The sequence below is a fragment of the Bradyrhizobium sp. LTSP885 genome, from assembly GCF_000938305.1.
Classification (GTDB): Bacteria; Pseudomonadota; Alphaproteobacteria; order Rhizobiales; family Xanthobacteraceae; genus Bradyrhizobium.
In genome coordinates, this window is record NZ_JYMT01000035.1 from 79,395 (window position 1) to 93,630 (window position 14,236).

At 63.4% G+C, this 14,236-nt stretch carries 15 protein-coding genes; 5 read left to right on the forward strand and 10 right to left on the reverse strand.

Annotated features, from left to right (window positions below; genetic code table 11):
• Positions 1-7: 7 nt before the first annotated feature.
• A complete protein-coding gene (locus UP09_RS21870; RefSeq protein ID WP_052833180.1) occupies positions 8-1,051 on the forward strand; it encodes a TRAP transporter substrate-binding protein in 1,044 nt (347 codons plus the stop codon).
• Positions 1,048-2,286 carry a CaiB/BaiF CoA transferase family protein gene (locus UP09_RS21875; protein ID WP_082070230.1) on the forward strand — a complete coding sequence of 413 codons (1,239 nt, stop codon included), beginning with the start codon at positions 1,048-1,050 and terminating at the stop codon, positions 2,284-2,286. Before UP09_RS21870 ends, UP09_RS21875 begins: the two co-directional genes overlap by 4 nt.
• Here UP09_RS21875 and UP09_RS21880 read toward each other — a convergent pair whose 3' ends face one another.
• The 10 genes from UP09_RS21880 to UP09_RS21925 form a co-directional block, all read right to left on the reverse strand.
• Positions 2,287-3,141, reverse strand: coding sequence for an HpcH/HpaI aldolase/citrate lyase family protein (locus tag UP09_RS21880; RefSeq protein ID WP_044540350.1), 855 nt, complete (start codon positions 3,139-3,141; stop codon positions 2,287-2,289). It abuts the gene before it with no gap.
• A gap of 3 nt (positions 3,142-3,144) precedes the next feature.
• A complete protein-coding gene (locus UP09_RS21885; RefSeq protein ID WP_044540351.1) occupies positions 3,145-3,600 on the reverse strand; it encodes a MaoC family dehydratase in 456 nt (151 codons plus the stop codon).
• Entirely contained in the window at positions 3,601-4,377 is a 777-nt protein-coding gene (locus UP09_RS21890; RefSeq protein WP_044540352.1) for an enoyl-CoA hydratase/isomerase family protein, read from the reverse strand. It abuts the gene before it with no gap.
• 13 nt (positions 4,378-4,390) lie between these two features.
• Positions 4,391-5,590 (reverse strand): CaiB/BaiF CoA transferase family protein, encoded by a 1,200-nt coding sequence (locus UP09_RS21895; protein ID WP_044540353.1) that lies wholly within the window; start codon positions 5,588-5,590, stop codon positions 4,391-4,393.
• 27 nt (positions 5,591-5,617) lie between these two features.
• Positions 5,618-6,334: an ABC transporter ATP-binding protein gene (locus UP09_RS21900; protein ID WP_044540354.1), complete on the reverse strand. Its 717-nt coding sequence runs from the start codon at positions 6,332-6,334 to the stop codon at positions 5,618-5,620.
• Entirely contained in the window at positions 6,331-7,089 is a 759-nt protein-coding gene (locus UP09_RS21905) for an ABC transporter ATP-binding protein (protein WP_044540355.1), read from the reverse strand. Before UP09_RS21905 ends, UP09_RS21900 begins: the two co-directional genes overlap by 4 nt.
• A gap of 2 nt (positions 7,090-7,091) precedes the next feature.
• On the reverse strand, positions 7,092-7,868 hold the full coding sequence (locus UP09_RS21910) for an SDR family NAD(P)-dependent oxidoreductase (RefSeq protein ID WP_044540356.1): 777 nt from the start codon (positions 7,866-7,868) through the stop codon (positions 7,092-7,094).
• Positions 7,865-8,893: a branched-chain amino acid ABC transporter permease gene (locus tag UP09_RS21915; RefSeq protein WP_044540357.1), complete on the reverse strand. Its 1,029-nt coding sequence runs from the start codon at positions 8,891-8,893 to the stop codon at positions 7,865-7,867. The genes UP09_RS21910 and UP09_RS21915 overlap by 4 nt, the downstream gene beginning before the upstream one ends.
• Entirely contained in the window at positions 8,890-9,792 is a 903-nt protein-coding gene (locus tag UP09_RS21920) for a branched-chain amino acid ABC transporter permease (protein WP_044540358.1), read from the reverse strand. The genes UP09_RS21915 and UP09_RS21920 overlap by 4 nt, the downstream gene beginning before the upstream one ends.
• A gap of 98 nt (positions 9,793-9,890) precedes the next feature.
• Positions 9,891-11,150 carry an ABC transporter substrate-binding protein gene (locus UP09_RS21925; protein ID WP_044540359.1) on the reverse strand — a complete coding sequence of 420 codons (1,260 nt, stop codon included), beginning with the start codon at positions 11,148-11,150 and terminating at the stop codon, positions 9,891-9,893.
• Between the two features lie 170 nt (positions 11,151-11,320).
• Between UP09_RS21925 and UP09_RS21930 the strand changes: the two genes are divergently transcribed.
• Genes UP09_RS21930 through UP09_RS21940 form a run of 3 tightly spaced genes read left to right on the forward strand, consistent with a single transcriptional unit; the run spans position 11,321 to position 14,228 of the window.
• A complete protein-coding gene (locus tag UP09_RS21930) occupies positions 11,321-12,817 on the forward strand; it encodes an AMP-binding protein (RefSeq protein ID WP_044540360.1) in 1,497 nt (498 codons plus the stop codon).
• A complete protein-coding gene (locus UP09_RS21935; protein ID WP_044540361.1) occupies positions 12,814-13,458 on the forward strand; it encodes a TetR/AcrR family transcriptional regulator in 645 nt (214 codons plus the stop codon). Before UP09_RS21930 ends, UP09_RS21935 begins: the two co-directional genes overlap by 4 nt.
• Positions 13,455-14,228, forward strand: coding sequence for an SDR family NAD(P)-dependent oxidoreductase (locus UP09_RS21940; protein ID WP_044540362.1), 774 nt, complete (start codon positions 13,455-13,457; stop codon positions 14,226-14,228). Before UP09_RS21935 ends, UP09_RS21940 begins: the two co-directional genes overlap by 4 nt.
• The last annotated feature ends 8 nt before the right edge of the window (positions 14,229-14,236 follow it).

Below are 14,236 nucleotides of genomic sequence, written 5' to 3' on the forward strand. Positions count from 1 at the left end.
GATCATCATGAAGCTCTATTCTCGATTGCTCACACCTGCCGGCGTTGGCGCGGCCATGCTGGCGGTGTCTGCCTCGTCGGGTCTGGCGCAAGAGAAGATCACGCTGCGCCTTGCCGATAGCCTGCCATCCGGCCACGTGATTCACGAACTCGTCGGCAAACCGTTTTCGGAGCTCGTCACCAAACTGACCAACGGCCAGGTCACATTCCAGCATTTCCCGTCGGAGCAGCTCGGCAAGGCCAAGGACATGGCCCAGCTCACCGCACTCGGCGTCGCTGACGTCTCCTACATCGTCCCATCCTACTCGTCAGACAAGTTTCCGCTGACGGCAGTCGCCGAGTTGCCCGGTATTTTTGACAGCGAATGCCAGGGATCGCTCGCCTTCTACAAGATTTCGCACAATGGCGGCGTCCTGGAGACCAAGGAATTCGCTCCCAATCAGCTTCGCCCGCTGGTGACGCTGGCGCTACCGGCCTATCAGGTCCAGCTTGCGACCAGCCGGGAGATCAAGACCGCAAAGGACCTCGAAGGGCTGAAGATCCGCACCACTGGCGGCGCGATGGATTTGATGATGCGCTCGATCGGCGGCGTGCCCGTGCGGATGGCAGCTCCCGAAATCTATGAGTCCTTGACGCGCGGCACGCTCGACGGGCTGATCTTCTCCTACCAGAGCTCGGCGTCCTACGACTTCGGCAAGATCCTGAAATCCGGCACCGAGGGGCTGAACTTCGGCACCGCGATCTTCACCTATTCGATGGGTGAGGCGAAATTCAAATCGCTGCCGGAGAACGTCCGCAAGGCCCTGGTCGAGGCCGGCGAGCAGACCACGCGTGAGGCTTGCAAGCGCTTCGAGGACGGCGAGAAGGCCGCGACCGACAAGATCAAGTCGCAGGGCATGAAGGTCATCACCTTCGGCGCCGACGACAAGACCGTGTTCGACACCGCCTTCAAGTCCGTCGCACTGGATTGGGTGAAGGACGTCGACAAGCGAGGCAAACCCGGCACCGAGGTCTTCAAGGCCTTCACCGAAGCGTTGGACGCAACCCATTGAGCGGAACGCCCACCAAAGAGACGCCATCCCCGCCGGCAGGTCCGCTTGCCGGCGTCAGGATCATCGACCTTACCAGTGTGATGATGGGGCCCTATGCGACCATGATCCTCGGCGACTACGGTGCCGACGTGATCAAGGTCGAAAGCCCTGATGGCGACGTCATGCGCCACGCGGCCCCGATGCGCCATCCGGCGATGGGCGCGATGTACCTGCAGGGCAACCGCAACAAGCGTTCGATCGTGCTGGACCTGAAGAAGGCGGGCGGGCGCACGGCGTTGCTGCGGCTCGCCTCAAGCGCCGACGTGTTCGTCCACAATGTCCGTCCCGCGGCGATGGCGCGGTTGAAGCTCGGGGCCGACGACCTGCTCGCCGTCAACTCAAAGCTCATTTACGCCAGCCTGCACGGCTTCGGCGAAACCGGCCCCTATGCCGGCCGTCCCGCCTATGACGACCTGATCCAGGGGCTGACCGCCCTGCCCGCGCTAACGGGCACGATCACCGGTGAGCCGCGCTACTCGCCGGCGACAATGGCCGACCGCATTGTCGGCCTGAACGCGGTCCACGCCATCCTCGCGGCGCTGTTTCACCGCGAGCGGACCGCTGAAGGCCAGGCCATCGAGATCCCGATGTTCGAAACCATGGCGCAATTCGTGCTCGGCGATCACATGGCCGGCCGCAGCTTCGAGCCGCCGATCGGACCGCCGGGCTATTCCCGGCTGCTGTCGCCCGACCGCCGCCCCTACCAGACCAGCAACGGTTATATCTGCGCCCTGGTTTATTCCGACAAGCAATGGAACGCGTTCTTCGCCAAGATTGGGCTTGCCAACGGAGCCGACCGCGATCCGCGCCTCAACAGCATTTCGGCGCGAACCCGAAACTACGATTTCGTCTACGACTGGTTCTCGCAGATGATGAAGACCCGCACGACCGCCGAATGGATGAGCTTCTTCGCGGAAGCGGACATTCCGCACGCGCCCCTGCACGACCTCGACGGCCTGATCGACGATCCGCATCTGGCGGCCGTCGGACTGATCCAGTCGCTGGAGCACCCGACGGAAGGAACGCTACGGGTCGCCGGCCCCGCCGCTACCTGGAGCAAGACGCCGCCGTCGATCAGGAGCTACCCGCCGCGGCTTGGCGAGCACGGTGAAGAGATCCTGCGCGAGGCCGGGCTTGCCGAGGCAGAGATTGCCTCTCTCGTCGCCGATGGCGCATTGGTCATGCCCGAGAACTGATCATCGTCCGCGCGCCGCCAAAATCTTCTCGGCCGCGCGAAGATGCGGCTTGTCCAGCATCTTGCCGTCCATCTTGGCGACGCCGGACGGATTGCCCGCAAACACGGCCACAACGCGTTGCGCCCACGCGACCTCCTCATCCGTCGGCATGAACGCCGCGTTGACGATATCGACGTGCTTGGGATGGATCACGACCTTGGCCTGAAACCCGTCCTGGCGTGCGGTGATCGCCTCGGCCTTCAACGCATCGAGATCGTTGATGTCGGTCGCGATGGTATCGATCGCCACGACGCCCGCGGCAGTTGCGCCAAGCAGGCAGAGATCGCGGGCCAGAATGAACGGCGAATGGTAGCGGCCATCGGTGCGGTTGCGCGTGGCGCCGAGCGAAGCTGCAAGATCCTCCGCACCCCACATCATGCCCCACAGTCGCGGGCTCATATTCTCGAAATCGAGGATCTTGAGCACCGCCCGCGCCGTTTCGGTCGCGACAGTCACGATCCGCGTGGTCCCCAGCTCGATCCCGAAGGCAGCCTCAAAGGCGTCGAGATAGAGCGCGAGCTTGTTGACGTCGGTGGCTCCAGCACATTTCGGCAGCACAATGCCATCAGGCCTTCCCGACATCACGGCGGCCAGGTCACCGAGCGTCATGTCCGTGTCGAGCGCATTGACGCGGATGTAGAGTTTCTGGGCCGGGCCTCGTTGGTCGAGCATTTGCCGCGTGATGCCGCGCGCCACGACCTTCTGGTCCGGCGCAATGGAATCCTCGAGGTCGAGGATCAGCGCATCGGCCGCGGTCTTCTTCGCGCTTTCGTATTTCCGGGTGCTGTCGCCGGGAACGAACAGGAACGATCGCATCGTTTATGCCTTCGGTTTGCAGTGCATCAGGCCGGTCCGGCGGCAGCTTGCGACCACCTCGCCACGCTGATTGGTCATGGTGTGCTCGAATTCGACCAGTCCCTGGGTCGGCCGCGACTTGCTGGCGCGCTTGCTGATGATCTTGGTATGAGCCTTCAGCGTATCGCCATGGAAGACGGGCTTTGGGAACTTGACGTCGGTCATGCCGAGATTGCCGACTGTGGTTCCCAAGGTCGTGTCGTACACGCTCATGCCGATCATGATCCCGAGTGTATAGAGGCTGTTGAACAGCCGCTGGCCAAACTCGGTCTTCTCAGAGAAGTGCGCGTCGAGATGCAAAGGCTGCGGATTCATGGTCAGCAGGCTGAACATTGTGTTGTCCATCTCGGTCACGGTCCGGCTGAACTCGTGATGAAATTCCCGCCCGACCTCGAACTCTTCAAAATACAATCCAGCCATTTATCGTCCCTTGTAGTTGGGCGTCCGCTTTTCGACGAACGCATCGAGGCCTTCCTGACAGTCTTCCGTCGACGCGACCACCACGAAGCTTTCGGCTGCGTTCTCGACCGACCTACGGAAATCGGCATCGACCGCGCGCATAAAGGCATCGCGGCCGATCTTCACCACGATGGGCGACTTCGTCGCCAACTTCCGCGCGATCTCGCGGGCCCGGTCGAGCGCCGTGCCCTTCGGCACGACTTCACTGAGCAAGCCCATGCGATAGGCAGTTGCGGCATCGAAGGGTTCACCGAGGAACAATGGGCCGAATGCCTGGTGCTTGCCGACCAGTCGGGGTAACTGCACGAAATGAATCGCCGGGATCAGGCCGACATCGATCTCGGGGTAGCCGAAGGTCGAGGCATCGCCCGCGATGATCATGTCGCAGGAAATCGCGATCGTCATGCCGCCCGCCCGAACCGCGCCGTCGATCGCCGCAATGGTTGGCTTGCCCATGCGATATTGCGTGTCGTTCAGCGCGAAGTACAGACGCTCGAGGAATGCCTTGACTTCGATCGCGGGCTTGCCCCTGACGATGTCGAGGTCGAGGCCCGCACAAAATACCTTGTGCGCGCTGTGGATGACGACCGCGCGCACCGCACCGTCGTCGCGGGCTTTCGCGAGCGCCGCCAGCAGGGCGTCGATCAAGGGTATGCTGAGCGCGTTGACCGGGGCACGATCCAGCGTGATTTCCGCGATGTGGTCGGCGACCGCGTAACGAACAAGGTCTGTGCTCATGATATCCTGCTTTCTATCTCTTGGCCTGGCGCACGGCGCCTGACAGCAGCAGTTCGTCGATCTCGGCAGGACCAAATCCGGCCTCGGAGAGGAGCCCACGGCTGTCTTGTCCAACGTCCGGCGCCGGACAGAGGTGATCCTCGGACAGGCTCGCGATCCCCGGCGTGCGTGGCGTATAGACCGCTCCGACACCGGGCGTATCCTGACGGACGGCCGCCTTGGTCGCCTCGACATGAGCGTTACGCAGCCATTCGCCGGGATTGAGTATCCGTTCCGCGATGATGTCGGCGGCATGCAGCCGCGTCAGCCAGGCGTCGGTCGGCTGGGCGAGGAAGACTTCGCGCAGCTGAGTGATCAAGGCATCGGCCGAATCGGCACGCCGGGCGAAATCGGCGAAGCGCGGATCGCTGGCGAGATCGTCGCGGCCGATCGCGGCGCACAGACGCTTGTACTGCGGCTCGTTCACCAGCGTCACCATCATCCAGCCGTCCTGCGTCTGGTAGGTGCCGGCCGGCACGTTCAGCGCCCGCGGCGTACCGCCTTCGAGGATGAACTCGGCGACCTTGTGGCCAAGCAGGGCCGATGTCGCCTGGCAGAGATTGACGTCGATCCAGCGGCCGGTGCCGACCGTCGCCCGTGCGAACAGCGTCGTGGCAATGGCCTGGAAGGCGTAGACGCCGGTGACCACGTCAGAGATCGTGGTGCCGACCCGATGCGGGACGCCGTCGGTCCCGACATTGATCGAGACCAGCCCGGAAAAGGCCTGCGCGACCGAATCCGAGCCGGGCCGCTTTGAGTATGGCCCGCCCTGTCCGAAGCCGCTGACGGACAAATAGACCAGGCCCGGATTGTCGCGCGACAGGCTGTCGTAACCAAGCCCGAGCCGTTCGGCGACACCGGGCCGGAATCCCTCAATCAGAACATCGGCCTCTTTGGCCAGCCGCTGGGCGATCGCAATCCCGTCCTTGTGCTTCATGTCCAGACACAGGCTGCGCTTGCCGCGGTTATAGACAGCCGACAGGGTCGTGTGATTGCCGTAGGTCGTTCCGAGATAGCGCGACCAGTCGCCTTCCGGCGGCTCGACCTTGATGACATCGGCGCCATAGACCCCGAGCAGCATCGCGCAATAGGGCGAGGCGATGCCCTGCCCGAAATCCAGCACCTTCAGGCCCCGATACGGCGCCTCGTGCGTCGGCGTTAACTTGCCCGCCATTCGTCCTCCCACAGCTTTCGAAGAACCCTACAGCGCCAGATAGCGCTGCCGGATGTTGTCGTTGGCTTTCAGCTCTTCGATTGAGGATGTGTAGACGATCTGTCCCTTGTCGATAACCGTCACGTGGCTCGCAAGGCCAAGGCAAAAATGCATGTTCTGCTCGGCGATCAATATGGTAGCCCCGGTGCCGCGGAGCTGCCGCAACAGCTCGCCGATGCGCTGTACGATGATCGGCGCCAACCCCTCGCTAGGTTCATCCAGCAGGAGCAGCGCCGGATTGCCCATCAGGGTGCGCGCGATCGCCAGCATCTGCTGCTCGCCACCCGACAGCCGTCCGGCGATACGCTGCCGTAGCGGTTCCAGCAGCGGAAATACATCGTAGACGCGGCGGATCGACCATTCGTCCTCGCCGTTCGGCCCCTTCTTCTGGCCGATGACGAGATTGTCCTCCACCGTGTGCTCGGGGAATATCTGCCGGTCCTCAGGCACGAAGCCGAGCCCGGCCCGCGCGATATGATGCGGCTTCATCCCGGACACGACGCTGCCCCGCAAGGTCACCTTGCCGCGGCGCGCGGGCGCCAGACCCATGATCGCCTTCATGGTCGTCGACTTGCCGGCGCCGTTGCGGCCGAGCAACGCCATGGTCTCGCCTTGCCGCACCGACAGGCCGACGCCGAACAGGATCTGGCTGGTGCCATAGTAGACGTCGAGGTCCTCGACCTGCACCACCGGCTGCGCGCTCATGCAGTCGCTCCCGCATGGTCTTCGCTGCCGAGATAGGCCTCGATGACGGCATCATCTTTCCGGATCGCGTCAGGGGTACCGGTTGCAAGGATCCGGCCGTAGCACAGCACGACAATCTGTGGCGCGATCTTGAACACGATATCCATGTCGTGCTCGATGAACACGACCGTGATCTTCTGCGTCTCCCAGAGCTCCCGCACCTTGTCGATCATGCGCCAGCGCTCTTCGGTGCCCATGCCGGCGGTTGGCTCATCCAGCAGCAACACCTTGGGCTCGAGCACCAGCGCCAGCGCAATGTCGAGCAGCTTCTGGTCACCGTGCGACAATGTCGCCGCGGTCCTGCTCCGCTTGTTGGCAAGGCCCAGTAGCTCCATGGCATGCTCGGCGCGGTCGCGCGTCTCAGCCAGCGGAAAACGGCGATGCAATACGCTGGCGCGGCGCTGATCGGCGCAGACTGCGGCCAGCATGGTCTCCTCGACCGTCAGCGACGGGAAGATGCTCGCGACCTGGAAGGCACGCCCGATGCCGTGGCGCACGATCTCCGGCGGCGTCCGGCCCGCCATGTCGACGCCGTTGAGCAAGATCTGTCCGGCGTCCGGCTTCAACGCCCCCGTGATCAGGTTGAAGAACGTGCTCTTGCCGGCGCCATTGGGCCCGATCACGGCGGTGAGCGAACCATCGGCAAAGTCGAGCGAGACGTTGTCCGTCGCCTTGACGCCACCAAAGGATTTCGAGAGGGCGCGGATCTCCAGCATGGCTAGCCGTTCGCCTCCCGCAACCCGCCATAGCTGTTCCACGATGTGGCGACGAGCCAGCCGCAATCCACCGGCACATTGGCGCCGGTCATGGCGGACGCCGCGTCCGAGGCCAGGAACGCGACCACACGGCCGATCTCCGCAGGGTCGACCAGGCGGCGCAAGGCAGCGTTCGCGGCCAATGCGGAGACATCCCGCTCGCCGCGATCGATGGCATTCTTCAACGCCGGCGTCAGCGTGTAGCCGGGCGATACGGCATTGACGCGGATACCTGACGGTCCCCACTCGGCCGCCAGGCATTCGGTGATGGCGATCACCGCGGCCTTCGCTGGCGCATAGGCGTGCAGAGGCATCGACCGCATGCCGGCGATCGAGGCGATATTGACGATGATGCCGTGCTTGCGCGCGATCATCTGTCGCGCAAAGGCGACGCAGGCGACATAGGTGCCGCGCTGATCGACGCGCACGACGTCGTCCCAGGAGGACATCGGCAGATCGTGCGGCCGAACCGGCACCTGGATGATCCCGGCGCTGTTGACCAGCACTTCCACGGGGCCGCATTCCCGCTCGATCGCGGCCGCGCAGGCCTCGACATCAGTCTCGTTGCCGACGTCGGCGGCATAAGCCTTGCCGCCAATCTCCGCCGCTACGGCCTGAGCCTTGGCTATGTCGCGGTCGACGACCGCGACCAAATTGCCCGATGCAGCTAACTCCCGCACGCAGGCCGCCCCGATACCGCTCGCGCCGCCGGTGACGACGCTGATACGTCCCTTGCTCATGGCGTGTGCTCTCCGGCTTGCCCGCGACGTTGCGCGACCCATTCGACGACGAAATCCATCAGGCCTTTCCGCAGGCCGATGGCAAAGAACAGGATCACAATGCCGAGCACTATGCCGTGATACTCGGTCAGGCGCGTGACGGTATCGTTAAGGATCAGGAACAGCATGGTGCCGACCATCGGCCCGAGGAACGTGGTGACGCCGCCGAGCATGTTGATGAAGATGGCTTCACCCGAGATCGTCCAATAGGCAAATTCGGGATAGGCGCCGGACACGAACAGCGCCATGATCATGCCGCCGGTCGACGCGAACAGCGCCGCCAGCACAAAGATAGTCAGCTTGGCGCGCCAGACATCGATGCCGATGAAGCTCGCCCGCGTGGCGTTGTCGCGGACCATCCGCAGCGTGTAGCCGAACGGCGACTGGGCGATCTGGCGCATCAGCAGCAGCCCGATCACCAGCAACGCGCAGCTCGCGATGTAGAGATGCAGATGGTTCGACAGGTCGATGCCGAGAAATGGCGGCCGCGGAATGCCGCCGCGCAATCCCTGGTCGCCGCCCGTCAGCGACTGCCACGACAGAATCGTCGAGTGGATCAGCATCTGGAACGCCAACGTGACGAAAGCGAAGTAGATGTCCTTCAGCCGCACGCAGATCGCGCCGATGACCGCCGCAATGACGCAGGTGATGGCCAGCGTGGCGACAAAGGCCACCGGGACCGGCACACCGGTCTTCTGCATCATCAGGCCAAAGCCGTAGGCGCCAAGGCCGAAGAACATGCCATGGCCGAACGAGATCATCCCGGTATAGCCGACCAGCAGATTGAGCGACGTCGCAAACAACCCGTAGGCCGCACAGCGAATGATGAAATCGAGCAATTGCTTGCTGCCGAAGAACGCAGGCAGCAGCGCCAGTATGATAAAGGCCACGAGCGCGATCAGGGCATCGCGATAGCGCTGCGGCCTGGCATCGATACGAGGCACATCGAGGGTCCGCGCATCCCGGCCGGCCTGCAATTCGGTCATGCGACCTCCTTGCCGAACAGGCCGGTCGGGCGCGACACCAGCACGATCACCATGAAGAGATACATCAGCCCCTCGGTGAACAACGGAAAACCGAGCGAGCCAAAGGAGCGGATCAGGCCAATCAGGAGCGCCCCGATCAGCGCGCCCAGGATCGAGCCCATGCCGCCGATCACGGTGACGATGAAGGACTCGATCAGGACCGAGAACCCCATGCCCGGCGTCAGCGAACGCACCGGCGCAGCCAGCGCTCCGGCCAGCCCCGCCAGCATGCCGCCGAGCGCGAATACGCCGCCATAGATCAGGCCCGTGTTGATGCCGAGGGCGGAGACCATCCCTGGATTATGCGCGGCCGCACGGATCACCTTGCCGATCCGGGTGCGCGCCAGTCCCAGTCCGAGAACAAGGGCTACGGCCAGCGCCACACCTATGAGCAGCAGATAATATGGCGGCACCACGCCGCCCGCGATGAACAGCGGCGGCACCTGGAATGCGGCCGGCATGCCCATCGACCTGAATTCCGGCCCCCAGATCATGCGCACGACGTCGTCGAAGATCAGCACGAAGGCGTAACAGACCAGAAGCTGCATCAGGACGTCGGCGCCGTAGACGCGGCTCATGAACGCACGCTCGAAGACCAGGCCAAGGATCGCGGTCCCCAAGGCGCCGCTTAGCATCGCCAGGGCAAAGCTGTCGGTGAGCTGGTAGGCCGTCATCGCGAAATAGGCACCGAACATGTAGAAGGCGCCGTGGCTGAAATTGACGACCTTGAGCACGCCAAAAATCAGGGTCAGCCCGACGGCGACGAGGAACAGCAACATCCCGATGATCAGGCCGCTGGTGGTTTGCGTCACCAGGCAGGCGGGACTGGTGAGACAGCCGGCGAGCGCGTCGAGGTCCACGGAAAATCATCCATTACGGCGCGCCGCAACCCCGACGCGCGACAAACATCAGATGGCCGGCGGAGACAGCTGATCGCGGCCTCCGCCGTGCATGCGGATCAGGTGTAACCCTTGCTCTTTTTCCACTCGGCTTCGAGCTCGAAGATGGTCTTCCAGTCACCGGCCTGCACGTCAGGTACGTAAGGCTCCTGAGAAATCGTGGTGCCCCACCCGATCGCGTAACCGACCAGCGTGTGGTCGTCGGCCCGCATGGTGACGGTGCCGTCGGCGCCGAACGGGCACTTGATGGTCAGTCCGGTCAGTGCCTCGGCGACCTTCTTGCCGTCGGCCGAATTGGCCTTCTTGACGGCCTCGCTGAGGAACATGACCGCGGTTGCGTTCTGCCAGGACCAATTGGTGGGATACTCGTTGTACTTTGCCTTGTAGGCGTCACCCCACGCCGCATTCTCCGGTGTCGGGGGAAACGTCTTGATATAGCGGTCTCCAGAGTGAATGCCCTTCGGCAGGTTCTTCACCACAGTGAGCGCGGTGTAGTCGGCCATATTGACCGCGAACACCTCCATCTGAGCGAACATCGCATAGATGTTGGCCTGGTCGATATAAGAGGTGAGATCGCCGCCCCACAGGCAGGAATACAGCGCCTGCGGTTTCGCCTGCAGGATCTTGGTCACCACCTCGGTGTAATCAGGCTGGAACAGTTTTGGCCAGGACTCGCTGATGATTTCGACGTCAGGCGCGAACTTCTTCAGGTACAACGTGAACTCACCGGTGGTGTCGCGGCCGTAGGCATAATCAGGCGAACAGGTCGCCCACTTCTTCAGGCCCTTCGTCTTGGCGATCTTCGCCGCATAACTGGCGCCGACGATCGAATCGTGAATGCCTTGCCGAACGCAACGGAACGCGTTCGGGATATGCTGTTTGGGATCGGCGGTCAGCGACGAGGCTTCCGAGCAGGTGTGGATGCAGAGCACGCCGAGATCGCGCGCCACCTCGTGAACCGCAAACGATCCCGACGAAGCCTCGCCATCAAGCAGCATCTCGCAACCGTCGGTGTTGACGAGTTCGCGCGCGATACGGGCGGCTTCCTGCGGCTGCCCCTTGGAATCGCGGATCACCATCTCGATCTGCCTACCGGCAAGGCCGCCTGACGCATTGACCTTCTCGACTTCGAGCATCACCGCGTTGCGCGAGGATGTTCCGAGTTGCGCGACGCGGCCCGACAGAATGGTCGGCATGCCGATCTTGATGGTCTTGGCCTGCGCACGCGCCACCCATGGCGCGGCGAAAGTCGCCGCACCGGCACCCATCAGCGCAAGAGTCGCGCGCCGGCTGACGCCCGGTCTACGGGTTCTCGTCATTTTCCCCTCCCTGTGGGGTTTACGTTCCCAAATCCCTGTCGGAGATCGTTCCGTCTCCGTGTGCAGGATGTTTTCAGAGCAAGGGGGGTGACGTCAAGCCAAATATGAATTATGAGTCATAATTCATCGATGGAGAAAACGGCGCCGGAAATCGGCCCAACGGGCGGCGAATGATCAATCTTTCCAGTTTTATCGCGTTTCATGCGAGGCGGACCCCGGGGCGCTGTGCGCTGAAATATCGCGGGGAAGACATCTCCTACGCGAGCTTCAACCTGCGGATCCGGCAGGTCGGCGGCTGGCTTTCGACGCAGGGCATCGGTCCCGGCGATGTCGTTGCTGTGCTGATGAAGAACAGCACTGCTTTTCTCGAACTGGTGTTTGCGGCGAGCCATATCGGCGCGGTGTTCCTGCCAATCAACTATCGGCTGTCGGCCGACGAAGTCGGCTACATCGTCGGCAATTCCGGGACGCGGCTTTTGATCGCAGATGAGGAGTTTATGGCAATCGCAACCGGTGACGCGACTGTCGTACTGCTCGACGAGGTCGCGCAGTCCAGCGTCACGAGCCTCGCGTCCGACATCGCACCGGCGCCGATGCATGTGCGTCAGCCCCACGACCTGATGCGGCTGATGTACACGTCTGGCACGACCGATCGTCCCAAAGGCGTGATGCTCACCTACGAGAACATCTACTGGAAGTCGGCCGACCAAACGTTGGTGCTCGGATTGAATGCCGACACGCGACTGCTCGTCGTGGGTCCGCTCTATCACGTTGGTGCGCTCGACCTGCCGGGTATCGCCGTGCTCTGGCACGGCGGCATGCTGTGTATCCATCGGACTTTCGAGCCCGAGCCCGCGCTTGCCGCGATCGAGCGAGACAGACTCAGCGCCGCATGGTTCGCCCCGGTAATGACCACGGCCCTGCTCACCTGCCCGAACCGCTCGCGCTACGACGTCTCCAGCCTGAAATGGGCGATCGGCGGCGGCGAGAAGACGCCGGAGGCACGGATCCGCGCCTTCTCCGACTATTTTAGGAGCGCGCGCTACATCGATGCCTACGGCCTCACCGAAAGCTGTGGCGGCGATACCTTCATGGAGCCGGGCCGCGAGATCGAAAAGATCGGCTCGACCGGCCGCGCCATCGCCCATGTCGAGATCGAGATACGCGATGACGCCGGCAAGCGGCTGCCCGCAGGCCAGAACGGCGAGATCTGTCTGCGTGGCCCGAAGGTGACGCAGGGCTACTGGAAGGACCCGGAGAAGACGGCATCCGCTTTCTTCGGCGACTGGTTCCGCACCGGCGATATCGGCTATCTCGATGATGATGGCTTCCTCTATCTGACGGATCGCAAGAAGGACATGATCATCTCGGGCGGCGAGAACATCGCCTCCTCGGAGGTCGAGCGCGTCATTTACGAAATGCCCGGCGTACGCGAAGTCGCCGTGATCGGCCTGCCTGACGACCGCTGGGGCGAAAAGCCCGTTGCGGTCGTCGTGCTGGCCGACGATGCGAGGCTCGACCTCTCCGCCCTCACCGATCATTGCCGCATCCGCCTCGCCGGCTTCAAGATCCCGAAGCAATTGATCATCCGCGACAGCCTGCCGCGCAATCCATCCGGCAAGGTGCTCAAACGTGTTCTCCGCGCCGAACTCGAGGCCACTGCATGACGCAAGCGACATCCGCCAAGGTGGCCAAGCTCAACCGGGTCGAGCGCAACGCCTGGACCAAGCAGAAGATCTTTGACGCCGCGACCAAGATCGTCGGCAAATACGGCTACGCCGAAGCCTCCGTCGCCCGCATCACTGAAGCGGCGGGCGTCGCGCAAGGCACGTTCTACAATCACTTCGAGAACCGCCAGGAATTGCTCGATCAGCTGTTGCCAAAGATTGGGCTCGATATGGTCCGCTTTATCCGCGATCGCACCGGCACGGCCAGCGCGGCGCGGGAGGAGATCGAGCGTTTCGGCGCCTTCTTCGACTTTATCCGGGAGGTACCGGAGTTCCTGCGCATCCTCAACGAGGCCGAGTTCTTTGCGCCGGTCGGCTACCAGAAGCATTTCGATAACATCTCGAGCGCCTATGTCCGGATCCTCCAGCGCGCGCGGACCGCGGGAGCCACCAACGCTTTCAGCGACCAGGAATTCGAGGCCATCGTTCAGGTGTTGATGGGCGCGCGCGGCTATCTCAGCCGCCGCTATTCCTATTCCGAACACGGCGTCACGGCAGTGCCCGACTACGTCGTCTCGGCCTATCGGAAGCTGGTCACGCACGGCCTGTTCACCACTGGCGACAAGGAAAGAAAATCATGAGCGCTGACGGCACCATCCTCGTCACCGGCGGCAGCCGCGGCATCGGTGCGGCGACCGCGACCTTGCTCGCAGATCAGGGGCATCGCGTCGTTATCGTCGATATCGCGCCCGAACCGCTGGTCGGCACCAAGGCGATCCTCTGGCCTGATACATTCGATGTCGCGAGCGAGAGCGCCGTCGTCGCCGGTGTTGCCGACATCGAGGCAGCGCATGGCCCGATCACGGGCCTTGTCAATGCCGCCGGCGTATTCGGCAAGATGCACCCGATCGAGCGGGTGCGGATGGAGCAATGGGACCGCGAGGTCAATATCGATCTCCGCGGCACGTTTTTGGTCGCGCGCAGCGTCGGCATCGCAATGGCGAAACGCCGCCACGGCGCGATCGTCAATGTCGCCTCGGTTGCCGGCATGACGTCGGGTCCGATCCACGCCTATACCGCGGCCAAAGCCGGCGTCATCCAGATCACGCAGACGCTCGCCGCCGAATGGGGCCGTGCCGGCATCCGCGTCAATGCGGTGTCGCCGGGTTTCACCCGCACGGCAGCGCTCGAAGCTGGCATCGCATCGGGCGCCCTGAACAAGGACCTGCTGGCGCGCCCGACCGCGATGAACCGGCTGGTCGAGCCGATGGAAGTGGCGCAGGCGATCGCGTGGCTGCTCTCGCCGCTGAGCAGCGGCGTGACCGGCATCAACCTGCCCGTCGACGCGGGCTACATCGTCGGCACGACATGGGCCGCCTATGGCGGCCTGCCGGAAGCACCAGCGAGTTGAGGTTAGAC